28 protein-coding genes are annotated in these 25096 nt (G+C 70.0%); 18 read left to right on the plus strand and 10 right to left on the minus strand.

Translation table 11 applies throughout. The features are described 5' to 3' along the window. Entirely contained in the window at positions 1-195 is a 195-nt protein-coding gene (locus G5C66_RS24420; protein ID WP_165114107.1) for a PspC domain-containing protein, read from the plus strand. A 9-nt stretch (positions 196-204) separates the two neighbouring features. On the opposite strand, the gene G5C66_RS24425 is transcribed toward G5C66_RS24420, so the two are convergent. Both G5C66_RS24425 and G5C66_RS24430 read right to left on the minus strand, forming a co-directional pair. After that, a complete protein-coding gene (locus tag G5C66_RS24425; protein ID WP_165114110.1) occupies positions 205-1053 on the minus strand; it encodes a DUF3097 domain-containing protein in 849 nt (282 codons plus the stop codon). A gap of 19 nt (positions 1054-1072) precedes the next feature. Continuing rightward, on the minus strand, positions 1073-1345 hold the full coding sequence (locus G5C66_RS24430) for a hypothetical protein (protein ID WP_165114112.1): 273 nt from the start codon (positions 1343-1345) through the stop codon (positions 1073-1075). 197 nt (positions 1346-1542) lie between these two features. Here G5C66_RS24430 and hrcA point away from each other — a divergent pair, with 197 nt between their 5' ends. The 9 genes from hrcA to G5C66_RS24475 all read left to right on the plus strand — a co-directional run bounded on the left by hrcA (position 1543) and on the right by G5C66_RS24475 (position 9451). Continuing rightward, positions 1543-2577 carry a heat-inducible transcriptional repressor HrcA gene (gene hrcA / locus G5C66_RS24435; protein ID WP_165114115.1) on the plus strand — a complete coding sequence of 345 codons (1035 nt, stop codon included), beginning with the start codon at positions 1543-1545 and terminating at the stop codon, positions 2575-2577. A 37-nt stretch (positions 2578-2614) separates the two neighbouring features. Next, on the plus strand, positions 2615-3808 hold the full coding sequence (dnaJ, locus tag G5C66_RS24440) for a molecular chaperone DnaJ (RefSeq protein ID WP_165114118.1): 1194 nt from the start codon (positions 2615-2617) through the stop codon (positions 3806-3808). Positions 3809-3825: 17 nt separating this feature from the next. Further along, positions 3826-4569 carry a 16S rRNA (uracil(1498)-N(3))-methyltransferase gene (locus G5C66_RS24445; protein ID WP_165114121.1) on the plus strand — a complete coding sequence of 248 codons (744 nt, stop codon included), beginning with the start codon at positions 3826-3828 and terminating at the stop codon, positions 4567-4569. A gap of 59 nt (positions 4570-4628) precedes the next feature. Next, complete coding sequence (locus tag G5C66_RS24450) at positions 4629-5090, plus strand: Gmad2 immunoglobulin-like domain-containing protein (RefSeq protein WP_165114124.1); 462 nt, start codon at positions 4629-4631, stop codon at positions 5088-5090. A 15-nt stretch (positions 5091-5105) separates the two neighbouring features. Next, positions 5106-6158: a DNA glycosylase AlkZ-like family protein gene (locus G5C66_RS24455; protein ID WP_165114126.1), complete on the plus strand. Its 1053-nt coding sequence runs from the start codon at positions 5106-5108 to the stop codon at positions 6156-6158. Between the two features lie 102 nt (positions 6159-6260). Next, complete coding sequence (locus tag G5C66_RS24460; protein ID WP_165114129.1) at positions 6261-7310, plus strand: PhoH family protein; 1050 nt, start codon at positions 6261-6263, stop codon at positions 7308-7310. Then, positions 7307-7771: an rRNA maturation RNase YbeY gene (ybeY, locus tag G5C66_RS24465; protein WP_165114131.1), complete on the plus strand. Its 465-nt coding sequence runs from the start codon at positions 7307-7309 to the stop codon at positions 7769-7771. The genes G5C66_RS24460 and ybeY overlap by 4 nt, the downstream gene beginning before the upstream one ends. Before the next feature lie 17 nt (positions 7772-7788). Further along, entirely contained in the window at positions 7789-9132 is a 1344-nt protein-coding gene (locus tag G5C66_RS24470) for a hemolysin family protein (RefSeq protein WP_165114134.1), read from the plus strand. Then, positions 9116-9451, plus strand: coding sequence for a cytidine/deoxycytidylate deaminase family protein (locus G5C66_RS24475; protein ID WP_165114136.1), 336 nt, complete (start codon positions 9116-9118; stop codon positions 9449-9451). Before G5C66_RS24470 ends, G5C66_RS24475 begins: the two co-directional genes overlap by 17 nt. Positions 9452-9463: 12 nt before the next feature. Here G5C66_RS24475 and G5C66_RS24480 read toward each other — a convergent pair whose 3' ends face one another. Next, positions 9464-9730: a hypothetical protein gene (locus G5C66_RS24480; protein WP_338144306.1), complete on the minus strand. Its 267-nt coding sequence runs from the start codon at positions 9728-9730 to the stop codon at positions 9464-9466. A 151-nt stretch (positions 9731-9881) separates the two neighbouring features. Between G5C66_RS24480 and G5C66_RS24485 the strand changes: the two genes are divergently transcribed. Continuing rightward, positions 9882-11258 carry an FAD-binding protein gene (locus G5C66_RS24485; RefSeq protein WP_165114141.1) on the plus strand — a complete coding sequence of 459 codons (1377 nt, stop codon included), beginning with the start codon at positions 9882-9884 and terminating at the stop codon, positions 11256-11258. Then, a complete protein-coding gene (locus G5C66_RS24490; protein WP_165114143.1) occupies positions 11255-12559 on the plus strand; it encodes a class I SAM-dependent methyltransferase in 1305 nt (434 codons plus the stop codon). The genes G5C66_RS24485 and G5C66_RS24490 overlap by 4 nt, the downstream gene beginning before the upstream one ends. Positions 12560-12665: 106 nt before the next feature. On the opposite strand, the gene G5C66_RS24495 is transcribed toward G5C66_RS24490, so the two are convergent. Continuing rightward, on the minus strand, positions 12666-13202 hold the full coding sequence (locus G5C66_RS24495) for a pyridoxamine 5'-phosphate oxidase family protein (protein WP_165114145.1): 537 nt from the start codon (positions 13200-13202) through the stop codon (positions 12666-12668). 115 nt (positions 13203-13317) lie between these two features. On the opposite strand from G5C66_RS24495, the gene G5C66_RS24500 reads away from it, so the two are divergent. Then, positions 13318-14109, plus strand: a complete 792-nt coding sequence (locus G5C66_RS24500; RefSeq protein WP_241248825.1) for a siderophore-interacting protein — start codon at positions 13318-13320, stop codon at positions 14107-14109. After that, positions 14106-15044, plus strand: coding sequence for a GTPase Era (era, locus tag G5C66_RS24505; protein WP_165114148.1), 939 nt, complete (start codon positions 14106-14108; stop codon positions 15042-15044). Before G5C66_RS24500 ends, era begins: the two co-directional genes overlap by 4 nt. Before the next feature lie 3 nt (positions 15045-15047). On the opposite strand, the gene G5C66_RS24510 is transcribed toward era, so the two are convergent. From G5C66_RS24510 to G5C66_RS24525, 4 genes are read right to left on the minus strand one after another with little or no spacing between them, the layout of a single operon-like run. Next, entirely contained in the window at positions 15048-15866 is an 819-nt protein-coding gene (locus G5C66_RS24510; RefSeq protein WP_165114150.1) for a septum formation family protein, read from the minus strand. Positions 15867-15868: 2 nt separating this feature from the next. After that, positions 15869-16702, minus strand: coding sequence for a septum formation family protein (locus tag G5C66_RS24515; RefSeq protein WP_338144307.1), 834 nt, complete (start codon positions 16700-16702; stop codon positions 15869-15871). A 47-nt stretch (positions 16703-16749) separates the two neighbouring features. Beyond that, positions 16750-17238 carry a flavodoxin family protein gene (locus G5C66_RS24520; protein ID WP_165114154.1) on the minus strand — a complete coding sequence of 163 codons (489 nt, stop codon included), beginning with the start codon at positions 17236-17238 and terminating at the stop codon, positions 16750-16752. Beyond that, entirely contained in the window at positions 17238-17636 is a 399-nt protein-coding gene (locus G5C66_RS24525; protein WP_338144308.1) for a pyridoxamine 5'-phosphate oxidase family protein, read from the minus strand. The genes G5C66_RS24520 and G5C66_RS24525 overlap by 1 nt, the downstream gene beginning before the upstream one ends. 197 nt (positions 17637-17833) lie before the next feature. Here G5C66_RS24525 and leuA point away from each other — a divergent pair, with 197 nt between their 5' ends. Continuing rightward, positions 17834-19594 carry a 2-isopropylmalate synthase gene (leuA, locus tag G5C66_RS24530; RefSeq protein WP_165114158.1) on the plus strand — a complete coding sequence of 587 codons (1761 nt, stop codon included), beginning with the start codon at positions 17834-17836 and terminating at the stop codon, positions 19592-19594. On the opposite strand, the gene G5C66_RS24535 is transcribed toward leuA, so the two are convergent. Further along, entirely contained in the window at positions 19575-20555 is a 981-nt protein-coding gene (locus tag G5C66_RS24535) for a DMT family transporter (RefSeq protein WP_165114161.1), read from the minus strand. The two genes, leuA and G5C66_RS24535, sit on opposite strands and share 20 nt — an antisense overlap. Positions 20556-20622: 67 nt before the next feature. Between G5C66_RS24535 and pdxR the strand changes: the two genes are divergently transcribed. Further along, positions 20623-21999 (plus strand): MocR-like pyridoxine biosynthesis transcription factor PdxR, encoded by a 1377-nt coding sequence (gene pdxR, locus G5C66_RS24540; RefSeq protein WP_338144309.1) that lies wholly within the window; start codon positions 20623-20625, stop codon positions 21997-21999. A gap of 97 nt (positions 22000-22096) precedes the next feature. On the opposite strand, the gene G5C66_RS24545 is transcribed toward pdxR, so the two are convergent. After that, entirely contained in the window at positions 22097-22897 is an 801-nt protein-coding gene (locus G5C66_RS24545) for an ion transporter (RefSeq protein WP_241248826.1), read from the minus strand. 112 nt (positions 22898-23009) lie between these two features. On the opposite strand from G5C66_RS24545, the gene recO reads away from it, so the two are divergent. Both recO and G5C66_RS24555 read left to right on the plus strand, forming a co-directional pair. Next, a complete protein-coding gene (gene recO / locus G5C66_RS24550) occupies positions 23010-23738 on the plus strand; it encodes a DNA repair protein RecO (protein ID WP_165114167.1) in 729 nt (242 codons plus the stop codon). Positions 23739-23744: 6 nt separating this feature from the next. Continuing rightward, positions 23745-25096: YibE/F family protein (locus tag G5C66_RS24555; protein WP_241248827.1), on the plus strand; the 1352-nt coding region annotated here is incomplete at its 3' end.

Genomic DNA, 25096 nt, shown 5'->3' on the forward strand with positions numbered 1-25096 from the left:
ATGGCAACCACAACTCTTTCCCGTCCCAGCAACGACAAATGGATCGCCGGCGTCTGCGGCGGTCTCGGCCAGCGGTTCGGCATCAACTCGAACCTGATCCGGCTGGCCTTCGTGCTCTCCTGCCTGCTCCCCGGACCGCAGGTGATCGTCTACCTCGTGCTCTGGATCATCATGCCGAAGAAGTCGTCCTACTGACGAACGACCTCAGACCGGCTCGGTCACGAAGTCGATCAGCTCCTCGACCCGCCCGAGCAGCGCGGGCTCGAGGTCGCCGAAGGAGCTCACCCGCCCGAGGATGTGCTTCCACGCCCGGGCGATGTCGGCCTGGTCGCGGTGTGGCCAGCCCATGTGCTGGCAGATGCCCTTCTTCCACTCGACCGACCGCGGCACGGAAGGCCAGGCCTCCAGCCCGAGCCGGGCCGGCTTGACCGCCTGCCACACGTCGATGAACGGGTGACCGACGATCAGCACGTGCTCGCCGACCGTGGAGCGCCGGATCGACTCCGCGATCCGGGCCTCCTTCGAACCCTTGACGAGGTGGTCGACGAGCACCCCGACCCGCCGCTCGCGGCTGGGACGGAAGTCGACCAAGTGGTCGGCGAGGTCGTCGACACCGCCCAGGTATTCGACGACCACACCCTCGATCCGCAGGTCGTCGCCCCAGATCTTCTCGACGAGCTCGGCGTCGTGACGTCCCTCGACGAAGATCCGCGACTCGCGTGCGACCCGTGCCTTGACGCCGGCGACGGCGACCGACCCCGAGGCCGTCCGGGTCGGCGCAGCAGGCGCCGCGCGGGTCACCGGGGGAGTGAGGATGACCGGCTTGCCCTCGAGCCAGAAGCCCGGCCCGAGCGGGAACGTACGCCGCTTGCCGTGCCGGTCCTCGAGGGTCAGCGTGTGCAGGTCGCGGTCGATCCGGACGATCTCGCCGACGAAGTCGGTCTCGACCTCCTCCACCACCGCGCCCAGCTCTGCCGGGGTCTCGACGGCGCGCCCGTGCTTGGGCTTCTTCCAGTCGCCGGCCAGGACGTCGGAGCCGTAGCGATCGCTCATCCGGAGAACGCTACAAGGTTCAGCAGCGGGAACCGGTCAGAACGCGCCCGAGCTGCTCGAGAACCTCGTCCGCCGTGGCCGCGGTCTCCGGGAACCGGAAGGTGACGTGGTGGCCGCCGTCGAGGGTGATCCAGGAGACGTCGACGCTCTCCGGGGTGAGGTGGGAGAGACGTACGCCGACGATGTGGCGCGGCCGCAGCCCGAGTCGTGCGGAGAGAGAACGGCACAGGTCGGCCTGGTGCTCGTCGTTGGCATGGGCCGTGATGCGGACCAGCAGATCGTCGGCGATCATGGACTCTCCCGTGGGGCAGAAACGGTGAAGCGAACAGGCTCTAAGGTCAGCCTAACCTAAGGCTATCTCGATGGCGAGAGAAGTAACGCGTTCCACAGAACGAAGCGGCCACCGGAAACTGGCTCCTGTGATACGAACCGGTAAGATTGGCACTCGCACGGAATGAGTGCCAGGCAGCCAGGACGATAGGAGCGCAGATGCAGAACGAACGCAGGCTCTCCGTTCTCCGGGCGATCGTCGAGGACTACGTGAAGACCGAGGAGCCGGTCGGTTCCAAGGCGCTCGTGGAGCGTCACGGCCTGGGCGTCTCGCCCGCGACGGTACGCAACGACATGGCCGCGCTGGAGGAGGAGGGCTACATCACCGCCCCCCACACCAGCGCCGGACGCGTGCCCACCGACAAGGGCTACCGGCTCTTCGTCGACCGGCTGACCACGGTCAAGCCGATGACCGCTGCCGAGAAGCGGGCGATCGCAGGCTTCCTCGACGGTGCGGTCGACCTCGACGACGTCGTCACCCGCTCGACCCGGCTGCTCTCCCAGCTCACGCGCCAGGTCGCGGTGGTGCAATACCCGACGCTGAGCCGCTCGACCGTCCGCCACGTCGAGCTGGTCGCCCTGGCCCCGACCAGGCTCCTCCTCGTGCTGATCCTCAGCACCGGTCGCGTCGAGCAGCGGCTGCTCGAGGTGGCTGAGGAGGTCTCCGAGGAGAGCCTGGCCACGCTGCGCACCCGGATCAACTCCGCGGTCGCCGGTGCCGTCATCGCCGATGCCGGCGAGGCGCTGCGCACGATCGCCGAGCCGACCGACCAGCCCGCCGACGCGCCGCGGGACCCGCTCGCGACGGCGGTGGCGGAGGCCCTGATCGAGGCGATGAACGACCACCGCTCCGACGAGCGGGTCTCCATCGGCGGCACCAGCAACCTGGCCCGTTTCGGCGACAGCTTCGACACCGCCGTACGCCCGCTCCTGGAGGCCCTCGAGGAGCACGTCGTCCTGCTCAAGCTGATGGGCGAGGCGACCGCGGGCGGCCTGGTCACCGTGCGGATCGGCGCCGAGGGTCCCTACCAGGAGCTGTCGCAGACCAGCGTGGTCGCGACCGGCTACGGGCCTGGCGACGAGGCGCTGGCCACGCTCGGCGTGGTCGGGCCGACCCGGATGGACTACCCCGGATCCATGGCGGCGGTGCGCGCGGTGGCGCGCTACCTCTCCCGGATCCTCGACGAGGCTTGAGCAGCAGACTCGATTCAAGGAAGATCAGCGAACTTCGATGGCAGGAAGACCGACGTTGGACCCCTATGAGCTCCTCGGTGTCGACAAGGACGCCGACGACGCAACGATCAAGAAGGCGTACCGGAAGCTGGCGCGCCAGTATCACCCTGACGTCAACCCGGACGCCGAGTCGCAGGAGAAGTTCAAGGAGATCTCCCACGCCTACGAGGTGCTGAGCGACCCGCAGAAGCGGGCTGCGTACGACCGCGGTGGCGACCCGTTCGGCGGCGGCTTCGGCGCGCAGGGCGCGGGCTTCTCGTTCACCGACATCATGGACGCCTTCTTCGGTGGCGCCGGTGCGGGCACCGGCGGCGCCGGACGCGGCCCCCGCCCACGCGTACGCCGCGGCCAGGACGCCCTCATCCGGCTCGACATCGAGCTGGCCGAGGCCGCCTTCGGCGTCACCCGCGACCTCAAGGTCGACACCGCGGTCGTCTGTGACACCTGTGGCGGCGAGGGTGCCGCGGAGGGCTCCCACCCGATCCCGTGCGAGACCTGCCACGGTCAGGGCGAGGTCGCGGTCGTGCAGCGCTCCTTCCTGGGCGAGATCCGCACGCTGCGCCCGTGCTCGGCCTGCAACGGCTTCGGCACCGTCATCCCCGACCCGTGCCGCGACTGCGGTGGCGAGGGCCGGGTCCGCTCCCACCGCACCCTGACCGTCAAGATCCCGCCGGGCGTCGACGACGGCACCCGGGTGCAGCTCGCCGAGCAGGGCGAGATCGGACCCGGCGGTGGCCCCGCCGGCGACCTCTACGTCGAGATCCACGTCGCCAAGCACCCCACCTTCACCCGCAGGGGCAACGACCTGCACTGCACCGCGAAGGTGCCGATGACCGCGGCCGCGCTCGGCACCACCCTCAACCTGCCGACGCTGGAGGCCGACCTCGTCGGTGACGGCGCCGACCAGATCGACCCCGAGGACGCCTCGATCCAGATCGACCTCAAGCCCGGCACCCAGTCCGGCACCGACCACGTCCTGCGTGGCCGCGGTGTGCCCGGCCTGCGCGGCGGTCGCGGCGACCTGATCGTGACCGTCAACGTGGAGACCCCCACCAAGCTCGACCTCGAGCAGGAGGCGCTGCTGCGCCAGCTCGCCGAGATGCGTGGTGAGGAGTCCGTCCAGGGCCAGCTCAAGGCGGCCCACAAGGGCGGCGTCTTCTCCTGGTTCAAAGACACCCTCAACGGGCACTGAACCGGTCATACTGAGTCATGACCCTTCCCGTTCACCTCGTCGACTCGCTCGCCGGCACCCGCGTCGGCGACGCCGTCGAGGTGACCGGCGACGAGGGCCATCACGCAGTCGTCGTGCGCCGCCTCCGGGTCGGCGAGGAGGTCGTGCTCACCGACGGCGCCGGCGAGGGCGTCACCGGCACGATCATCCAGACGACGAAGAAGTCGATGACCGTACGCGTCGACGAGATCATCCTGGGCGACGCACCGCCCGAACCCTCGCTCACGGTGGTCCAGGCGCTGCCCAAGGGCGACCGCGGCGAGCTCGCGGTCGAGATGCTGACTGAGATCGGCTCCGCCCGGATCGTCCCGTGGGCGGCGGCCCGGTCGGTCGCGGTCTGGAAGGGTGAGCGCGCGGTCAAGTCCCTCGCGCGCTGGCGGGCCACCGCCCGCGAGGCAGCCAAGCAGTCCCGCCGGCTGTGGCACCCCGAGGTCGAGCCGCTGGCCACCACTGACGCGGTGGTGGCGATGATCGAGCAGGCCGACGTCGCCGTCGTGCTCCACGAGGAGGGCACGCTCCCGCTGGGTGCGGTCCCGGTCATCGACGAGGGCACCATCCTCGTCGTGGTCGGCCCCGAAGGCGGCCTGACGGTCGATGAGATCGCGCTCTTCGAGAAGGCCGGTGCCACCACCATCCGCCTCGGCGGCGAGGTCCTACGCACGTCCACCGCCGGAGTGGCGGCCTGCGCCGCCCTGCTGGCTCGCACCCGCCGCTGGGACTGACCGCCGACTCGTCGGCGTGGTGGGTTCCGCGTCAGGGGGCGGCGAGTGAGTATGGAGACATGAGGAGCACACGCACTCGTCCGGTGGGTCTCGTCATCACGCTCGCGCTCTGCGCCGTGCTGGCCGGAGGGTGCGGCGGCGACGACGCGGTCGCGGAGGACCCGGCGACCTCGGCCCAGCCGTCCCAGGAGCCGTCGACACTGCCACGCACCGCCGAGCTGATCACGCTCGAGGAGCCTGCCGAGGGTGCGACCGTGTCGGGCAGCTTCGAGGCCTCCGGCAAGGCCAACTCCGTCGAGGCGAACGTGCCCTGGGAGATCCGAGACGGTTCCGGCGAGACCGTGCTCGAGGGGCACGCGACGGCCGAGGGCTGGATGGACAGGCTCTACCCGTGGAAGACGACCGTCGACGTCTCCGGGCTCGAGCCCGGGACGTACATCTTCGTCGCCCGCACCGACGACACCTCCGACGGCGAGGGGAAGCCTTCGGAGGAGGTCGGCGCCCGGATCACCGTCGAATAGGACATCATCGCTACCGTGATCCTCACCGAACGGCAGCTCAACCGGACCCTCCTGCTCCGCCAGCACCTGCTCTCGCGGGTCTCGCGCACCCCGGCCGAGATGATCGAGCACCTGGTCGGCCTGCAGGCGCAGGAGCAGCTGCCGCCGTTCCTGGCGCTGGCCGCCCGGCTGGAGTCGTTCGACCCCTACGCGGTCAGCGCCCAGCTCGAGTCGAGCGCCCTGGTCAGGCTCTCCTCGCTGCGCTCGACGATCCACATGCACACCGCCGCCGACGCCGCGCTGATCAGGGCCTGGGCCCAGCCGGTCCACGACTTCTACACCCAGCGGATCGAGATCGTCCGCCCGGCGGCGCAGCTCGAGGGCTTCGCGGCGGCGGTCGAGGACGTACTCGCCCTCGGGGCCCTGCCCAACTCCGCCCTGGAGGCCGGGCTCGTCGAGCACTACCCCGGCATCCCGGCCAAGGCGCTGGGCCTACGGGCACGCAACGAGCTGCCGCTCGTCCAGCTGCCGCCGCGGGGCCTGTGGAAGGGCTCGCGCGGGCTCGTCTACGACCTGCTGCCGCGGTGGACCGGTGTGCCACCGGTGGTCGCGGACGACGTCGTCCCGGACCTGGCGCCCCAGATCGTACGCCGCTACCTGCTCGCCTTCGGGCCGGCGACCGCCGCCGACGTCACCACCTGGTCGTCGTTGACGCGGCTGGGTCCGGTGCTCAAGCGGATCGAGGGCCTGGTGACCTACCGCGACGAGGCCGGAAAGACCCTCTACGACGTCCCCGACGCCCCGCTCGCCACGGGGGAGGAGCACGCCCCGGTGCGGCTGCTCGGCAAGTTCGACAACGTCTGGCTCTCCCACGCCAACCGCGAGCGGATCACCGCCAAGGGCACCCGGAAGGAGTGGGCGTTCGGGGGCGGCGGGTCGGTCATCCTCGCCGGCGGCCACCTCGTCGGGCTGTGGAAGCCGGTCGACGGCAAGGTCGAGGTCACGAAGCTGCTGCGCGACCTCACCCCCGACGAGCGCGACGAGCTCGCCGAGGAGACCGTACGTGTCGAGGCGCTGCTCGCGAGCTGACGCCGGAACCATGCCGCAACTATCCAGTAGGAACCGGGCGGAGTGCCCGCGTAGCATGGAGGCATCAGCCTCATGACGAGAAAGGGCCCGCTCCGGGCATCCATGACCGATCGACACCCAAGTCCGCAACCGATCGACGCCTCCGACCAGGGGGCCACCGCGACCACCAAGCACACCGTGGTCGTTCCGAACAGCGTCGACATGGTGACCGTCCTCGGTCCGGCCGATGAGCACCTCGGGATCATCGAGGCCCACTTCGACGCCGACGTGCACGTACGCGGCAACCGGATCACCCTCCACGGCGCGCCCAGCGAGATCGCGATGATCGAGCGGGTCCTCGAGGAGCTGGTCCAGATCATCCGCACCGGCCAGGGCGTGAGCGGCGAGACTGTCGAGCGTGTGATCAGCATGCTCCAGGCCGACACCACGGAGAAGCCAGCCGACGTGCTGAGCCTCAACATCCTCTCCAACCGTGGCCGCAGCATCCGTCCCAAGACCCTCAACCAGAAGCGCTACGTCGACGCGATCGACAAGCACACGATCACCTTCGGCATCGGTCCGGCCGGCACCGGGAAGACCTATCTCGCGGTCGCCAAGGCGGTCCAGGCGCTGCAGTCGAAGCAGGTCAACCGGATCATCCTGAGCCGGCCCGCGGTCGAAGCCGGCGAGAAGCTCGGCTTCCTGCCCGGCACCCTGACCGAGAAGATCGACCCCTACCTGCGCCCGCTCTACGACGCGCTCCACGACATGATGGACCCGGAGATGATCCCCAAGCTGATGGCATCGGGGACCATCGAGGTCGCCCCGCTCGCGTTCCTCCGCGGCCGCAGCCTCAACGACTCCTTCATCATCCTCGACGAGGCGCAGAACACCACGCCCGAGCAGATGAAGATGTTCCTCACCCGGCTCGGCTTCGGCTCGAAGATCGTGGTCACCGGAGACGCCACCCAGACCGACCTCCCCTCCGGGCAGCGGTCCGGACTGCGGGTCGTCGAGGGCATCCTCGAGGACGTCAAGGACATCAGCTTCAACAACCTGACCAGCCACGACGTCGTACGCCACCGGCTCGTCGCCAAGATCGTCGCCGCCTACGAGGAGCACGACGTGCAGAGCCAGGCCAAGCGCGAGCGAGCCTCCGGAGACGAGCGATGAGCACGGAGATCATCAACGAGTCGGAGCAGGAGATCGACGTCGAGCACGTCGCCAAGCTGGCCCGGTTCCTGCTCGAGCAGCTGCGGGTGCACCCGCAGGCCGACCTGCGGATCAAGTTCGGCGACGAGGCCACGATCACCGAGCTCAACGAGCGCTACTTCGACACCGAGGGCCCGACCGACGTGCTCTCCTTCCCCGGTGACGAGCTCCTCCCGGGCCGCCTCGACGAGGAGCCGGTGGAGGGCGACCTGGGCGATATCATCATCGCCCCGACGATCGCGGCCAAGCAGGGCGAGGCGGCCGGACACGGCACCGTGGCGGAGATCGAGCTGCTGACCACCCACGGGGTCCTCCACCTGCTGGGCTACGACCACGTGGACCCTGACGAGCATGCCGAGATGTTCGGGCTGCAGGCCAAGCTGCTCAAGGCCTGGGGCTCCTCGGCCACACCACCGGAGTAGGAGCCCGACCACCACCCATGGACGATGCGAGGCTGCTGATCGCAGCCGCAGTTCTGGTCCTCATCGCCGGCATCTTCTCGGCCGCCGACGCGGCGCTCAGCGCCTTCTCCCGCGCCCGGGCCGCGGAGCTCGTCTCCGAGGGCCGTGCCGGCGCCAAGCGCCTGGTGGCGGTCGTCGGCGACCCGGCCCGCTACGTCAACACGGTGCTGCTGCTCCGGCTGCTGTGCGAGATCGGCGCCACCGTGCTGGCCGCGCTGTGGGCCTACGACCTCTACCAGGGCCGCTGGTGGCCGACGGTGCTGACCACGACCGCCGCGATGACCGTGGTCTCCTTCGTCGTCATCGGCGTCGGGCCGCGCACCCTCGGACGCCAGCACCACGAGGGCATCGCCCTGGCGGTCGCGGGTCCGATCGGCGTCATCACCGCGGTCCTCGGCCCGATCCCGAGCCTGCTGATCATGCTCGGTAACGCGCTCACCCCCGGCAAGGGCTTCCGCAAGGGACCGTTCTCGACGGAGACCGAGCTGCGCGAGCTGGTCGACATCGCCGAGGCCAGCGACCTGATCGAGGCCGACGAGCGCCGGATGATCCACTCCGTCTTCGAGCTCGGCGACACCCGCGCGCGTGAGGTCATGGTGCCGCGCGGAGACATCGTCTTCCTTGAGCGCCGCAAGACCCTGCGCCAGGCGCTGTCGCTGTTCCTGCGCTCGGGCTACTCCCGGATGCCGGTGATCGACGAGAGCCTCGACGACATCATCGGGATGGTCTACCTCAAGGACGTCGTCGCCCGTGACTTCGAGGCGCCCGAGGTCGAGACCACCCAGCGGGTCGAGTCGCTGATGCGGAAGCCGACCTGGGTGCCCGACTCCAAGCCGGTCGACGAGCTGCTCGCCGAGATGCAGCAGCACCGGCAGCACATCGCGGTCGTCGTCGACGAGTACGGCGGCACCGCCGGCCTGATCACCATCGAGGACATCCTCGAGGAGATCGTCGGCGAGATCACCGACGAGTACGACGTCGAGGACCGCGAGCCACTCCACCTCGGCGACGGCTCGTGGCGGGTGCCCTCCCGCTTCCTGGTCAGCGACCTCGAGGAGCTGATCGGCTTCCCCGTCGAGGAGGACGACGTCGACTCCGTACGCGGTCTGATGGCCAAGCACCTCGGCCTGGTGCCGATCCCCGGCACCGAGGTCGAGGCCCACGGTCTGCGCTTCGTCGCCGAGGAGGCCGCCGGCCGGCGGAACCGGATCGGTACCGTACGCATCAGCGCCGTCGTGCCGGCCGAGACCGAGGCCGACGACGAGGACGAGCAGAGCGAGAAGTCGGACCGAAGGAAAGAGGCCCATGCCCGAGCAGAGTGAGCTGTCCGCGGAAGACCGCAAGCTGGTGACCCTGGCCCGCGCGACGCGGGCCCGCACCGGCGCGGCCGAAGGAGCAGCCGTACGCGACCTCGACGGCCGCACCTACGCCGCCGCCACCGTCGACCTGCCCTCGCTCCAGGTCTCCGCGATCGGCGTCTGCGTGGCGATGGCCGTGGCCTCCGGCTCCAAGGGCCTCGAGGCGGTCGTCGTGCTCGGTGACGCCGAGGAGGCATCCGCGGACGACCTGGCGGTCGTCAAGGAGTTCGCGGGCGAGGATGTCCCGGTCCTGGTCGGCGACCCGCGCGGCAACCTCCGCTGAGTCCCCGCTCAGTCAGCGAGCGGCTCGGTGGCCGCCGGCGCTCCCGCCGGTCTCGGCGACGAGCGGGAGGGTGCCGAGCTCGATCGTGACGTGGATGCCGTCCTCGTCGCGGTAGGCGGTGAGGCCGTTCATCGTGGCCATGTCGACGCCCTTCTCCCGCATGTGCACGACGATCTGGTCGATGGCCAGCGCGAGCCGTGCCTGGGACACGGACTTGTTGCGCCACTTGACCTGGTTCTCGGTGAAGTAGGGGGTTGCCTTCTCGGCGAGCGTTGCCACAGCGTCACGGTGGGCAGCACTGGACATGGGGACCCTCCGGGGGTGCACGAGATGGGGGGAGTTCGACGGGAGCAGCCGGCGCTTGCGACTGTAAGCGAACTAACCAAAAAATCGAAACCGGAGATCCATCCCCGAGCGTAAAGTGGATCAAGTGACGGGTGAGACTGGTTGGGAACGACACAACGAGGCCGTCGAGCGGCTGACCGACTCTTACGCGAGGATCCCCGACGGTGCTCCCGTCAGGCTGGCCAAGCGCACCACCAACCTCTTCCGGGCCCGGGCCGCGACCAGCGCCCCGGGTCTCGACGTCTCCGGGCTGGACGGTGTGATCGAGGTCGATGCCGAGGCGGGCACGGCCGACGTACAGGGGATGTGCACCTACGAGGACCTCGTCGACGCCACCCTGGCGTACGGGATGATCCCGTACGTCGTCCCGCAGCTGCGCACGATCACGCTCGGTGGCGCGGTGACCGGGATGGGCATCGAGGCCACGAGCTTCCGCAACGGCCTGCCGCACGAGTCGGTGCTGGAGATGGACATCCTCACCGGCTCCGGCGAGATCGTCACCACGCGTCCCGGTGACGATCTCTTCGACACCTTCCCCAACTCCTACGGGTCCCTCGGCTACGCCACCCGGCTCAAGATCGAGCTGGAGAAGGTGCCGGGCTACGTCGCGCTCCGGCACGTACGCTTCGACGACCTCGACCTGCTCACGAAGACGATCGCGCAGATCACCGAGACCAGGACCTACGAGGGGGAGCGGGTCGACGGGCTCGACGGTGTCGCCTTCGAGCCGGGGGAGTACTACCTGACCCTCGCGACCTGGACCGAGCAGGCCACCCGTACTCCGAGTGACTACGGCGGCCAGCAGATCTACTACCGCTCGATCCAGCAACGTGAGACGGACCTGCTCACCACCTACGACTACCTGTGGCGCTGGGACACCGACTGGTTCTGGTGCTCGGGCGCCTTCGGCGCGCAGAACAAGTACCTCCGCCGCGTCTGGCCGCGCCGGCTGCGGCGCTCCGACGTCTACATGAAGCTCGTCGGTCTGGACCGGAAGTTCGGCATCGCCGACAAGCTCGACGCACGTGCCGGGCGGCTGCTTCGGGAGCGGGTGATCCAGGACATCGAGGTCCCGGTCGAGAACCTCCCCGCCTTCCTGGAGTGGTTCGACGCCGAGATCGGGATGCGGCCGGTGTGGCTGTGCCCGCTGGTCTCGCGGGGGACCAGCTCGGGAGGGAAGTGGCCGACCTACCCGCTCGAGGCGGGCCGGACGTACGTCAACGTCGGCTTCTGGGGCACCGTCCACGTCGGTCCCAGCGCCGTCAACGCCCCGAAGAACCGTGCGATCGAGACGCAGGTGCACGAGCTCGGCGGGCATAAATCGCTCTACTCCGAGGCGTTCTACGACAAGGATGTCTTCGACGCTCTCTACGACGGGGACAACCTCGCGGCCGTGAAGGCGAGGTATGACCCCGCCGATCGGTTGACCGATCTGTACAGCAAGGCGGTGAAGAGACTGTGAACCATATTGCAGAGACCATCAACGAACTCTTCGACGGTGGGCTGCCGATCAAGCTCACCGCGTACGACGGCAGTGTCGCCGGCGACCGGGACTCCGAGTTCGGCATGGAGATCCTCAACCCGCGCGGGCTCGCGTTCCTGCTGACCGCGCCGGGCGACCTCGGCCTGGCCCGTGCCTACGTCAGCGGCGACATGGCCCTCCACGGCATCCACCCGGGCGACCCCTACCCGCTCCTGGACCTGATCCTGGACAAGACCGACTTCAAGCGGCCCAGTCCCCGCGAGACGATCGACCTGGTCCGCGCGCTCGGCGTGACCAACTTCGTCCCGCCCAAGCCGCCGCCGCAGGAGCACCTGCCCGCGTGGCGGCAGCGGGCCGAGAACGTACGCCACCTCTCCGGCCGCGCGCTCGGCGCGCTGCCGTGGACGCGACACTCACCTGAGCGCGACGCCGACGCGATCCACCACCACTACGACGTCTCCAACACCTTCTACGAGTACGTCCTGGGTCCCTCGATGACCTACACCTGTGCCCTCTACCCGACCGACGACGCCACCCTCGAGGAGGCGCAGGCGGCCAAGTACGACCTGATCTGCCGCAAGCTCGGGCTCGAGCCCGGGATGCGGCTGCTCGACATCGGCTGTGGCTGGGGTGGGATGGTGCGCCACGCCGCCAAGAACTACGGGGTGAAGGCGCTCGGCGTGACGCTGTCGCGCGAGCAGGCCAACTGGGCCCAGGCGGCGATCAAGGCCGACCGTCTCGACGACGTCGCCGAGGTGCGCTTCTCCGACTACCGCGACGTGGTCGAGGGGGACTTCGACGCGGTCAGCTCCATCGGTCTCACCGAGCACATCGGGGTGGCCAACTACCCGTCCTACTTCGGCTTCATCAAGGGCAAGCTGCGCGACGGCGGCCGGCTGCTCAATCACTGCATCACCCGTCCCGACAACGTCTCGAAAGCGAATGCGGGCGCGTTCATCGACCGCTACGTCTTCCCCGACGGCGAGCTGATCGGCTCGGGCACCATCGTCTCCGCGATCGAGAACACCGGCCTCGAGGTGCAGCACCACGAGAACATCCGGGTCCACTACGCCAAGACGCTGACCGCGTGGAACCAGAACCTCCGCGACAACTGGGACGCCTGCGTCGACGAGGTCGGCCTCGGCACCGCCAAGGTCTGGGGCATCTACATGGCCGGCTCCCGGATCGGCTTCGAGCGCAACAACATCCAGCTCCACCACGTGCTCGCCACCAAGACCGTCGACGGGACCTCCGGCTACCCGCTGCGGCACACCTTCTGAGCAGGGGAGTGGGCGGGAGCGGCGTGCCGCTCCCGCCCACTCGTCATCTCATCATCAGGCGCCGGCGATGCTCGTCACCGGGAGGCCCGCGAAGAGGTCGACCACCTCAGAACCTCCACCGGGTCGCGCCGTACGGCTCCACGCACTGGACCGCGTGCGCCGAGGTGGCGTCGATCCGGTGCACGTGCCACGGCGCGGGGCCGGCGGTCTGCGCGTTGAATGGCGCGGTCAGCGCCTCGCCGGACTCGTCGACCTCGGCCGGCCACCCCTCGTGGTCGTGGTAGCGCTTCGCCACCCGGGCGAGCTCCTCGCCCAGCACCCGGGTGGCGTTGCCCTCGACCACCAGGTCGAACTCGCGCACCGAGAGGGAAAGGGCGCAGCGGGGGTCGCGCGCCAGGTTGCGGCCGCGCCGGGTCCCTGGTCCGGTGACGAGGTAGAAGGAGCCGTCGAACCAGATCGCGCCGACCGCGTTCACGTGCGGGCCGCCGTCGGCGTTGAGCGTGGTCACCCAGGTCGTGTAGCGCCCGGGCTCGCCGTCCTGAGACCCGGGGGCCTGGTTGAACCCGGCCTCCAGCCGCGTCGTCACCTCCTCCCAGGACATGGTCGGGGCTCCGTGCATCTCAGCGAGGTTGTAGGTCTTCATGAGCTGTCTCCTTCGACTGAACAGGACTATTCACCTGCTCCACGAACGAGTCACGCCCCATTCGACAGCTGCGCTGATGCGGGCAGCGGCGCTCGGCGCGGATAACCTTGAGCTGATGAGTGTCAAGGCCCAGCAGTACGCCGCGGAGGTGCTGCGGCGCGAGCAGATCACGCCCCACCTCGTACGTCTGGTGCTCGGCGGCCCCGGGCTGGCCGGGTTCGAGTCGACCGGGATCCCGGACGAGTGGGTCGGGCTGATCGTGCCCGGGCAGTTCCAGTCGCGCTACTACACCGTGCGGTCCTGGCAGGAGGGCGAGCTGACCCTCGACGTCGTCGTCCACGACGTCGGCCTGGTGACCGAGTGGGCCACCCGCCTCGACCCGGTAGGACAGACCGTGACGATCACCGAGCCCAAAGGCTCCTACGCCGCGCCCGACGGTGCCGAGTGGCTGCTGCTGGTCGGCGACCTGACCGCGATGCCGGCGATGGCGCGGATCGCCGAGACCACCACGCTGCCGACGCGGATCTGGGCCGAGGTGCCCGACGACCTGCCCGGCTACCTGCCCGGCTACCTGCCCGACTCCGCCGAGGTCACCTGGTCGGCGCCGCCCTCGGAGACCTCCTCCGACCTGGCCGCGGCCGTGGAGAAGATCGAGTGGCCCGCGGGCGAGGGCTACTTCTGGATGGCCGGCGAGTCGAGCCAGATGCGGGCGATCCGCAAGCATCTGATGCGGGAGCGGAAGCTCGACTCCCACGCCTACGACGTGATGGGCTACTGGCGGGGCGGTGGCCAGAAGCGGCAGCCGCGCGCGGTCGATCCCGGCCCGGTGTGGCGCGAGGGCAAGGCGCAGGGGCTCACCGACGAGCAGATCTGGCAGCGATACGACGAGCAGCAGGAGCAGCAGTGACCGATCCGGAGACCCAGCCAGCCTTCCGGAGCGGCTTCGTGTCGTTCGTCGGGCGTCCCAACGCGGGCAAGTCGACTCTGACCAACGCGCTGGTCGGCACCAAGGTGGCGATCACCTCCGACAAGCCGCAGACCACCCGCACCGTGGTGAAGGGCATCGTCCACCGCCCCGACGGCCAGCTGATCCTGGTCGACACCCCGGGCATCCACCGGCCGCGTACGCTGCTCGGCGAGCGGCTCAACGACCTGGTCGAGGCCACCTGGACCGAGGTCGACGTGGTCGCGATCTGCTTCCCGTGCAACGAGAAGATCGGCCCCGGTGACCGCCGGATCGCGGAGAACGCCAACAAGCTCAAGAAGGGCATCAAGCGGGTCGCGGTCGCGACGAAGACCGACCTCGCCACGCCCGAGCAGATCGGCGAGCACCTGATGTCGATCCAGGCGCTGGGCCAGGAGCTCGGCATCGAGTGGGCCGAGATCGTCCCGGTCTCCAGCGTCGGCGGCGACCAGGTCGACCTCCTCGCTGAGCTCCTCATCAAGCTCCTCCCCGAGGGCCCGCCGCTCTACCCCGACGGCGAGCTCACCGACTCTCCCGAGGAGATCATCGTCGCCGAGCTGATCCGCGAGGCAGCCCTCGAGGGCGTACGCGACGAGCTCCCGCACTCCATCGCCGTCGTCGTCGAGGAGATGCGGCTGCGTGAGGACCGCCCCGAGAACAAGCCGCTGATGGACGTCCACGCCTTCTTGTACGTCGAGCGCGACTCCCAGAAGGGCATCGTGATCGGCCACAAGGGCTCCCGGCTCAAGGACGTCGGCCAGCGCGCCCGGCTGCAGATCAAGGAACTGCTCGGCATGCCGGTCTACCTCGACCTGCACGTCAAGATCGCCAAGGACTGGCAGCGCGACCCACGTCAGCTGCGCAAGCTCGGGTTCTGAGGCTCAGGCCGGGGCCCAGCAGATCCCGTAGGTCTGCCCGCCCTGCCACTGCTCGGCGCTGGGGAACTCCCAGGACCACTCGTACTTGAGCGGGTCGTCGGCGACCTCGGCGGCGGCGGCCTTGCAGTCCTCGGCGCCGGCGCTGTTGACCCGCGACTCGCCGGGGTACTTCCCGGAGCCGAGGTCGATGACGGACAGCGCGCGCCAGGTGTGCTTCATGGAGCACGGGACGCGCTTGAAGGACTCGGACTTGGGCGAGGCGGTGCCGCACATCCGGAACGGCTCGGCGGTGTCGGAGTCGCCCAGGACGCCCTTCATGTTGCCCTTGAGCGTCATCAGGGCCTTGGGGCCGGCGATGCCGATGACGTCGCAGCGGAACCAGTTGGCGCCGGCCTCGGACTCCTTGATGGTGGGTGTGAACCAGACCGGGCGCAGCATGGAGAGGCGCAGGTCGTCGGCGTCGCCGCCGAGGTACTTGGTGACCTTGTTGGGGCACGCCTCCGCGACCTGGGCCGCGACCTGCTCGGAGTCGACCGCGACCAGGTGGCCGTCGACGACGTTCTTCAGCCGGCCCACGGCGTAGGTCTGGGTGGTGTGCTTGCCCTTGCAGGACACCGCGGTGCCGCCGGCGGTCGGGGCCAGCGCCTCCTCGTAGGTGAGGTTGTAGCAGGCGCCCTCCTTGGGGGACGGCGCCGGGGAGGCGGACGGGGACGGCGGGGCGGACGATGCCGACGGCGCGGCCTCGGGCTCGCCCCCGCCACATCCGGCGAGAGCCATGGCCCCGACGACGACGAGAGCCCCCCACAGCTTGTTACGACCCATGCTCACTCCTCGGTCACCGCCCAGCAGACCGCCCAGCGGTTGCCGGCGTTCCACTCCTTCTCTCCGAACCATGTGTACCCGTAGTCGAAGCTTTCCGGGTAACCCAACCAGGCCTGGACCGAGCCCTTGCAGTACTGCGCAGCCTTCTTCTTGGACTCCGCCACGCCCGGGAACGGGGTCTTGTCCTCGCCCAGCTTGATGGTCGTCACGGCGCGCATCTGGTGCGGCTCGGAGCAGGGCACCTTCGCGGAGGTGACCGTCTTGCCCTGCGCGCACACCATCCAACGGTCCTCGATGTCCTCGATGTTCTTGACCTTGAGGAGGTTGCGGGTGGTGGTCGGCAGGTCGACGTACTCGGCGCCCTGCTGGCCGCCGCCGACCACGTCGCAGCGGATCCAGCGCGCGCCCTCCTCCCAGGCCTTCTCCGAGGGACCGAAGTAGACGTGGGAGAGCATCGAGCGCATCAGCACGCTCTGGTTGGTGCCGACGTACTTCTCCAGCAGCTTGCGGCACTGGCTGAAGGCCCACTCGTTGACCTTCTCGTCGCCGTACTCGGCGTCCTTGAACTCGTCCGGGAGCGGTCCGGCGCCGAAGGTCTCGGCGTTGTGCGGCTCGTCGCAGGCGACGTACTTGTCGAAGTTGTAGGCCTCGGCGACGTCCTCGTGGCTGAGGTTGCGGCACTTGCCGACCTCGGGCACCGCGGTCGAGTCCACCTGCTTCGGGTCCTCGCCCTTGGCGGCCGCCCGATCGCCACCGCACCCGCTGAGCGCGAGGGCGGCGAGCACCACGATCACGAGGGACAAGGAGGTCGTACGTCCAGGGGTATGGCCGATCACGGGGATCGACTCTACTTGCGAAACCATGAGCGGGCCGAAAGGAGAGCTCAGCCCAGGAGCGCGGCCAGCGTGGCTCCCAGCTCGTACGCCGCCTCGACATGCGCGTCCTCGACGTCGCCCATCACGTCGAGGATGTCGAAGGCCTGGGTCCACCCCAGCGCACCGACGATGGACTGCACCGAGCGGATCGCGCCGGTGGTGTCGTAGCGGCCGTGGACGTAGAGACCGTAGGGCCGCTTGGCGGTCGCGCCGGCCGACTCACCGGCCCCTCCGGACGGGTCGAGCGCACCGCCCACGGCCAGGAAGGTCGAGTCGAAGAAGTGCTTGAGGGCGCCGGACATGTAGCCGAAGTTGGCGCTGGTGCCGAGCACGTACCCGTCGGCGCCCAGCACGTCGTCGGCTGTCGCCTCCAGGGCGGGGCGTACGACGACCTCGACGCCCTCGATCTCGGGGTCGTTGGCGCCGGAGACGACCGCGTCCGTCAGCCGCTGCAGCGAGCGGGTCGGGGAGTGGTGGACGACGAGCAGGCGAGGCATCAGGCGTCAGCGACCAGACGGCGGCCGGTGACCTCCTTGGGGTGCAGCCGCACCCACAGCGGGCGGGGTCCGGCGGGCCAGGAGTGGAGGCCCTTGACGACCTCGGGGATCTGGTCCTCCCGGTAGAGGATCTCGGCGCGCCCCTTGAACTGCACCGACCAGCCGACGTGGGTGTCGGGGTCGAGGTCGTCGACGAGCAGTGCGACGGCGGACTCGTCGATCTGCTCGGCCATCGAGGAGTGGGCCGAGGTGCGGATCCAGACCGTCTTGTCGTGCATGGCGTGGTTGACCGGCAGCACCACCGGGCCGCGCGGGCCGGTCCACCCGATCCGAGAGATCTGGCTGTCCGCCGCGAGCCGCCAGGACTCCTCGACCGTGAGCTCTTCCAGGTGGGACACGCCCGTTCCTCCCAATTGGTCGTCAGTTCGGTGCCAGTCTGCCAGTTCTGTTCTGTTATTGTTACCGAGTCATGATGCGCAGCCTCCTCCTTAGCTGCCGCAGCGGGGTCTGAACAGTTCTCTTTCTTGGCCGGGACTCCCTCGCTGCGGAGGTTCGACGTGCGCCGGCACTCGCTCCCACCTGATGAGGATTCCGCATGACCAACCTGAGCAACTCCAGCAACCAGCAGAAGCCGTCGGGGATGCCGTTCGAGCGCTACCGCGCGTGCGTGCCCGTCGACGTCCCCGACCGCACCTGGCCCAGCAAGAAGATCACCAAGGCCCCGCGGTGGCTCTCCACCGACCTGCGTGACGGCAACCAGGCCCTGATCGACCCGATGACGCCGGCCCGCAAGCTGCGGATGTTCGAGCTGCTGGTCGCGATGGGCTACAAGGAGATCGAGGTCGGCTTCCCGAGCGCGAGCCAGACCGACTTCGACTTCGTGCGCAAGCTGATCGAGGAGGACCGGATCCCCGATGACGTACAGATCTCGGTCCTGACCCAGGCGCGCGAGGACCTCATCTCGCGCACCGCCGAGTCGATTGCCGGTGCCCCGCGGGCCACGATCCATCTCTACAACGCCACCGCCGAACTGTTCCGCCGGGTCGTGTTCAACGTGACCCCGGCAGAGTGCATCGGGATCGCCGTGCGCGGCACCGAGATGGTGATGAAGTACGCCGAGGAGCACGTCCCCGAGCTGATCGGCACCGAGGACTTCGGCTACCAGTACAGCCCGGAGATCTTCACCCAGACCGATACCGACTACGCGCTGGAGGTCTGTGAGCGGGTGAGCGACGTGTGGCAGCCGGAGGCCGGCCGCGAGATCATCCTCAACCTGCCCGCGACGGTCGAGATGTCCACGCCGAACACCTACGCCGACCAGATCGAGTACTTCGGCCGCGGCCTGACCCGCCGCGAGCACTCGGCGATCTCGTTGCACCCGCACAACGACCGCGGCACCGCGGTCGCGGCCACCGAGCTCGGCCTGATGGCCGGCGCCGACCGCGTCGAGGGCTGCCTGTTCGGTCACGGCGAGCGCACCGGCAACGTCGACCTGGTCACCCTGGGCATGAACCTCTTCTCCCAGGGCATCGACCCGCAGATCGACTTCCGGGTCGGCGGCGGCATCGACGAGATCCGCCGCACCGTCGAGTACGTCACCAACATCAACGTCCACCCGCGCCACCCCTACGCCGGCGACCTGGTCTACACCGCCTTCTCCGGCTCCCACCAGGACGCCATCAAGAAGGGCCTGGAGGACCTCGACCGGATCGCCGCCGAGGCCGGCAAGCCGACCAGCGAGATCCCGTGGGAGGCGCCCTACCTGCCCATCGACCCCAAGGACGTCGGCCGCACCTACGAGGCCGTCATCCGGGTCAACAGCCAGTCCGGCAAGGGCGGCGTGGCCTACCTGCTCAAGACCGAGCACTCCCTGGACCTGCCGCGTCGCGCGCAGATCGAGTTCTCGCGCGTGGTCCAGCAGCACACCGACACCGAGGGCGGCGAGGTCAGCCCGGAGGAGATCTGGTCGATCTTCTCCGCCGAGTACCTCGAGCGCGAGGAGCCGTACGCCCTGGAGAGCTGGTCCTCGGTGACCGACGCCGAGGGCGGCGACGAGCAGCAGGTCACCCTCCGCGTACGCGGCGAGGAGCGCACCTACAAGGGTGTCGGCAACGGCCCGGTGGCTGCCTTCGTCGACGCGCTCAAGGAGGCCGGGGCCGAGATCCGGGTCCTCGACTACGCCGAGCACGCGCTCTCGGCCGGCGGCGACGCATCTGCTGCTGCGTACGTCGAGTGCGAGATCGCCGGCGAGATCGTCTGGGGCATCGGCATCCACGAGAACATCGTCACCGCCTCGCTGCGGGCCGTCGTCTGCGCGGCCAACCGGGCCCAGGCGGTCACGATCCCGCAGCGCTGACGCTGGGCGCCGCTGCGGGACGACCCGCAGCGGCGCCGCCGCGCAGGCCGATCACCAGGCCCAGCGCGACGACAGCCGTGCCGAGCCAGACCATCGGTCCGGGCACGATCCCGTTGAGAGATACGCCGAGGGCGGCCGCCGCGACGGGCACGACGCCGGTCAGCAGGCCGGCGCGCCCGGAGCCCAGGCGGCCGACCGCGGTGAACCAGAGCAGGAACGCGAGCGTGGTGACCACCACCGCCAGGTGGAGGGCCGCGAGCAGGTCGACGGTGTCGAGCGTGGCGACCGCCGCCGGACCCTCCGCCACCACACCGACGACGGCCATGCCCGCGGCTGCCATCCACACCGAGTGGAACGAGACCCCGAAGGCACCCAGCCGGGCGAGGACGGGCACCGCCAGGAGCGTGAAGCCCGCCTCGCAGGCGAGCACCAGGAGCGCGTAGCCGACGCCGGCCGCGTCGGTCCTGCCGAAGCCCTGGACCAGGATCGCCCCCGTCGTCACGACCGTGGCCCCGATGATCACCGGGCGGGCCGGCAGGGTGCGGGTCGCGACCGCCGGGACCACGGCGAGCAGCATCGGGACGGCGGCCACAGCCACCCCGATCACCGCCGGTTCGGCATGGGCGACGCCGCGTACGACGCCGACGTTGAAGAGCACCAGGCCCACGGTCGCCACCCCGGCCAGCCAGAGCCACTCGCGACCGCGCGGGCGCGGGACCCGCCAGCCGGTGACGCGGGCGACCACGAGCAGGAGCACGGCGGCGAGGGCGTAGCGGACGGACTGGAGGGTGAAGAGCGGGGCGTCCGTGATGGCGGCGGAGACCGCGACGCTGCTGCCGACGCACACCATCCCGGCCGCGGCGAACGCGATGCCGATCAGGGTGCCGCGTGATGCTCGCGCGTGTTCGGCAGGCCCGGAGGAGCCGGCCATATCGGGACGGGGGAGGGTCTCGGTGCTCATGACCACGAGATTCGCGCCGATTTGGTCTGGCAGACAGATCCAAGGTCGAGGTGGCAGAGTGGACCAAGTGACCGGAGCGGACTTCCTCCAGCTCGACCCGGCCGGCGTGCCGCCGGGCGGGCTGGCGGCCTGGCTCACCGGTGCGCTGCGCGACGCCGTGGCCGACGGCCGCCTCGCCGTCGGCGCCCGGGTGCCGGCGTCGCGCACGCTCGCGACCCAGCTCGGCGTCTCGCGCGGGGTGGTCGTCGAGGCGTACCAGCGGCTGACCGACGAGGGGTTGCTCTCGGCTCGCAGCGGCGGCGGGACACGGGTGAGCGCGGTTCCCGGAGCCGTACGCCGCCTCGGCGCCGCCACGCGTCTGCCGACGCCCGAGCTGGACCTCTCCCCGGGGGTGCCGGATCTGTCCGCCTTCCCGCGGGCGGCGTGGGCGAAGGCCTCGCGGGAGGTGCTCGCCGAGGTCGGGAGCGCCGACCTCGGCTACGGCGACCCGCGCGGTGTGCCCGTGCTCCGGGAGGCGCTCGCGGTCTGGCTGGGACGTACGCGCGGGCTCACGGTCTCGCCCGACGAGATCCTGGTCGTCAACGGGGTTGCCCAGGGGCTGGTGCTGCTCGCGCGCTGGCTCGAGGAGCGTGGCAGGACCACAGTCGGCTTCGAGGAGCCGGGGTCCTACGGCGGGCGGGTGCACCTGCAACGGTGGGGGATGACGACCGTCCCGGTGCCGGTCGATGGCGACGGCCTGGATGTCGCGGCGCTCGGTGCCAGCGGGGTCGACGCCGTCGTGGTCACGCCCGCGCATCAGTTCCCGACCGGCGTGGTGCTCTCTCCGCAGCGCCGGCGGGAGCTGGTCGAGTGGGTCCGGGCGGCGCCGGACCGGCTGTTGATCGAGGACGACTACGACGCGGAGCACCGTTACGACCGGCCGCCCGTCGCTGCGGTGAAGGTGCTCGCACCCGACCGGGTGGTCCACCTCGGCAGCGTGTCGAAGACGCTGGCGCCGGCGATGCGGATCGGGTGGCTGATCGCTCCGTCGGGGATGCACGAGGAGCTGGTCGAGGCTCGTTACTGGCTCGACCTCGCCAGCCCGGCGCTGCCCCAGATCACACTGGCCCGCATGCTGACCTCGGGTGCCTTCGAGCGACACCTCAGGCTGGTCCGGCCCCGGCACAAGGCCCGGCGCGACGCGTTGCTCGAGGCGCTCGCCGAGCATCTGCCGGCCGCTCGGGTCCGAGGTGTCGCGGCCGGGCTCCACGTACTGGCGACCCTGCCCGACGGGATCGACGACACCGCGGTCGCGGAGGCCGCGCTCGAGGCGGGCATCGCGGTCCATCCGCTGTCCCGGCACCGCCAGGGCACCGGGCCGCCCGGCCTCGTGATCGGGTACGCCGCGACGACCCCGGACCGTCTCCGGGAGGCGGTCAGACGGCTGGCGCCGCTGATCTCCTAGACGTCCCTAGGAGCCGGCGTCGTACTTCGCGCAGAGGCCCAAGCGGCTGCTCGCGATCCAGGCGGTCTTGAACGGTGCTCTGAACAACGTCGCCGACCTACTTCCCGAACCGCTCCTGATCGCGCTTGACCGCGGCGTAGTCGTCCGAGCCGATGTTCTCCCGCAGCTCCTTGGCAGACTCGCGGATGGCGTCGGAGATGATCTCGTGGACCCGCGGGTCGGCCAGGCCCTCGTCGACCAGGCGCAGCACCGTGTCGGCCACGAGGCGGACGACGTCGTCGTGGAAGGGGAGGTACTTCAGCTTTCCGGTCGCCTGGTCCTGGCGGATCAGGTCGATGATGAGCGTGTCGATCTCGGCGCGGTTCTCCTCGATCGCGCTGGAGATGTGCCGGGTGTAGTTGCCGGTCTGGATCACCGCGATCACCTCGTCGAGCACCGCGACCGTGATCGGCTTGCGGATCGCGTTGACGATCGCCCCGGAGAACCTTCCCACCACGTACGCCGAGACGCGGTCGCCGAAGGCACGGTCGGCCGCGCGCATCAGCCGGAGGAAGATGACCACCACCCGCAGCAGCCGGAAGGCACGGAAGGCCGGGTCCGAGAGCGGGATCATGCCGAGGATCTCGTACCAGTAGAGCGCCAGGAACTTCCAGCCCAGCCCGGACCTGGCCCAGCGGATGCAGAACTCGACGAAGAAGATCCCGCAGATGACGTAGTCAGCGATGATCACCCGGTCGGCCCAGACCCGGGGTACGTCCCAGAAGGTGATCCAGACGAGCAGCGCGACCGAGACGATCGCGAGCACCAGCATCAGCCAGTCGACGACGGTGACCGGTGGCGTCGGTGCGGCGCCCGGCCTGCGGTCGTCATGGCGGCGGTCGATGCCTGTGGAGCTCATGGTGGGCACGATAGGAGACATGTCCACCGCTGGCGGTCAGCCACACGCGTCGTTGACGTGATGTAGGTCTGTCGCTGCCGCGGTTGTCGGTGCGACGCGGCAGAATGGTGCCGTGCCGCTCTACCGCGACGAGGCCATCGTGCTTCGCACCCACAAGCTCGGTGAGGCCGACCGGATCATCACCATGCTCACCCGCCACCACGGGCGGGTGCGTGCCGTCGCGAAGGGCGTGCGGCGCACCACCTCGAGGTGGGGCTCGCGTCTGGAGCCGTTCACCCATGTCGACCTGCAGTTCGCCGAGGGGCGCAACCTCGACACGATCACCCAGGCCGAGACGCTGACCCTGTTCCATGCGGGCATCGGCCTCGACTACGACCGCTACACCGCCGGCACCGCGATGCTCGAGACCGCCGACCGGCTGGTCCACGAGGAGGGCGAGCCGGCGCCCCAGCAGTATCTGCTGCTCGTCGGCGGGCTGCGGGTGCTCGCCCAGGGCGACCGGCTGCCGCGACACGTGCTCGACTCCTATCTGCTCCGCTCGCTGGCCGTCGCCGGCTACGCGCCGTCCTTCGAGGCGTGCGCGCGCTGCGGGCTGGAGGGTCCGCACCGGTGGTTCAACGTCTCCATGGGTGGCGCGCTGTGCACGACCTGCCGGGTGCCGGGCTCGGCGACGCCCGCGCCTGAGACACTCACCCACCTCGGTGCGCTGCTCTCAGGTGACTGGGATACCGTCGGCTGCGCCGAGGACCGGACCAGCAGGCAGGCGAGCGGGTTGGTCGCTGCGTACCTCTCCTGGCATCTGGACCGCAACCTGCGCTCGCTCGAATACGTCGAGAGCTGAGGAACGATGGCCCACTCCCACGGCCACTCCCACGGCGGGCACGACGCCGAGGTGGAGGTCGAGGCGCTGCCGCGGATGGTGCTGACCGTCTCGCTGGTGCTCATCGCCGTCATCACCGTCGTCGGCGTGGCCGTCTGGTGGCCCGACCGCGCCGCGGTCGAGAAGCTCCAGGGGTCCCAGGAGTTCGTCGCCGACGGCGTCGTCTTCGAGACGGCCGAGGTGACCTCGGTCGCCGAGCCGTGCACCGCCGAGGGCACGCCTGAGGGCTGCAACAAGGCCTCGGTGAAGCTGACCAGCGGACCCGACACCGGCACCGAGGTCGCCGTCGAGATCTCGACCCCGATGGCGCGCTCCGGGCTCGAGACCGGCGACGAGGTGGAGCTCTCCCGCACCGAGAAGGAGGGGGATGCGACCTACGCCTTCTTCGACGTCAAGCGCGGACCGCCGCTGCTCCTGCTGGTCGGTCTCTTCGTGGTGTGCGTCGTCGCCGTCGCGCGGCTGCGCGGGCTGATGGCCGTGCTCGGCCTGGGCTTCGCGGGCGCGGTGGTGTGGCTGTTCCTGCTGCCGGCGCTGCTCTCCGGCGAGCCCGCGGCGTGGGTCGCGCTGGTCTCCTCGGTGCTGATCCTCTACGTCGTGCTCTACACGACCCACGGGCTCTCGGTGCGTACGTCGGTGGCGCTCGCCGGCACGCTGGCCGGCGTCGCGGTGACCGCCCTGATCGGCACCCTCGCGATCGGCGGGAGCCGGCTCAGCGGCCTGGGCTCGGAGAGCGGTCAGACGCTCTCCTCGCTCGACGCCGAGCTCGACCTGCAGAGCCTCCTGGTCGCCGCCGTGATCATTGCCGGCCTCGGCGCGCTCAACGACGTCACCATCACCCAGGCGTCCGCGGTGTGGGAGCTGCGCGCCGCCGGGCCGACCACCTCGCGGTGGGACGTCTTCCGCGGCGCGATGCGGATCGGCCGCGACCACGTCGCCTCGACGATCTACACGATCGTGTTCGCCTACGTCGGCACCGCGCTGACCCTGCTGCTGGTGATCCAGCTCTACGACCGCACGTTCTTCTCGCTGCTGACCACCGAGCAGATGGCCGGCGAGATCGTCTCCACGATGGCCGCCGGCATCGGGGTGGTGCTGGCGATGCCGATCACCACGATCATCGGGGCGCTGACCGTCCCCGGTCCGGCCGGGCGGCCGGAGGAGATGGAGTACGACGCGCCCCGGCGTCCGATGGTCCCGCCCAGGCCGCATCAGCCCGGGCCGCCCCAGCCCGGGCCGCAGCCGCCTCCTGGCTATCGCCCGACTAGGGTTGCACCTCGTGAGCAAGCCGGTCCGTACCCCAACACCCCACCCGTCCGGGG

It is taken from the genome of Nocardioides turkmenicus, assembly GCF_011045035.1.
Lineage (GTDB): Bacteria > Actinomycetota > Actinomycetes > Propionibacteriales > Nocardioidaceae > Nocardioides > Nocardioides turkmenicus.

Coding starts and splice junctions, on each gene's coding strand:
- G5C66_RS24420 (WP_165114107.1), top strand. CDS start 1: ATGGCAACCACAACTCTTTCCCGTCCCAGCAACGACAAATGGATCGCC.
- G5C66_RS24425 (WP_165114110.1), bottom strand. CDS start 1,053: ATGAGCGATCGCTACGGCTCCGACGTCCTGGCCGGCGACTGGAAGAAG.
- G5C66_RS24430 (WP_165114112.1), bottom strand. CDS start 1,345: ATGATCGCCGACGATCTGCTGGTCCGCATCACGGCCCATGCCAACGAC.
- hrcA (WP_165114115.1), top strand. CDS start 1,543: ATGCAGAACGAACGCAGGCTCTCCGTTCTCCGGGCGATCGTCGAGGAC.
- dnaJ (WP_165114118.1), top strand. CDS start 2,615: ATGGCAGGAAGACCGACGTTGGACCCCTATGAGCTCCTCGGTGTCGAC.
- G5C66_RS24445 (WP_165114121.1), top strand. CDS start 3,826: ATGACCCTTCCCGTTCACCTCGTCGACTCGCTCGCCGGCACCCGCGTC.
- G5C66_RS24450 (WP_165114124.1), top strand. CDS start 4,629: ATGAGGAGCACACGCACTCGTCCGGTGGGTCTCGTCATCACGCTCGCG.
- G5C66_RS24460 (WP_165114129.1), top strand. CDS start 6,261: ATGACCGATCGACACCCAAGTCCGCAACCGATCGACGCCTCCGACCAG.
- ybeY (WP_165114131.1), top strand. CDS start 7,307: ATGAGCACGGAGATCATCAACGAGTCGGAGCAGGAGATCGACGTCGAG.
- G5C66_RS24470 (WP_165114134.1), top strand. CDS start 7,789: ATGGACGATGCGAGGCTGCTGATCGCAGCCGCAGTTCTGGTCCTCATC.
- G5C66_RS24475 (WP_165114136.1), top strand. CDS start 9,116: ATGCCCGAGCAGAGTGAGCTGTCCGCGGAAGACCGCAAGCTGGTGACC.
- G5C66_RS24495 (WP_165114145.1), bottom strand. CDS start 13,202: ATGAAGACCTACAACCTCGCTGAGATGCACGGAGCCCCGACCATGTCC.
- G5C66_RS24500 (WP_241248825.1), top strand. CDS start 13,318: ATGAGTGTCAAGGCCCAGCAGTACGCCGCGGAGGTGCTGCGGCGCGAG.
- G5C66_RS24510 (WP_165114150.1), bottom strand. CDS start 15,866: ATGGGTCGTAACAAGCTGTGGGGGGCTCTCGTCGTCGTCGGGGCCATG.
- G5C66_RS24520 (WP_165114154.1), bottom strand. CDS start 17,238: ATGCCTCGCCTGCTCGTCGTCCACCACTCCCCGACCCGCTCGCTGCAG.
- leuA (WP_165114158.1), top strand. CDS start 17,834: ATGACCAACCTGAGCAACTCCAGCAACCAGCAGAAGCCGTCGGGGATG.
- G5C66_RS24535 (WP_165114161.1), bottom strand. CDS start 20,555: ATGAGCACCGAGACCCTCCCCCGTCCCGATATGGCCGGCTCCTCCGGG.
- G5C66_RS24545 (WP_241248826.1), bottom strand. CDS start 22,897: ATGAGCTCCACAGGCATCGACCGCCGCCATGACGACCGCAGGCCGGGC.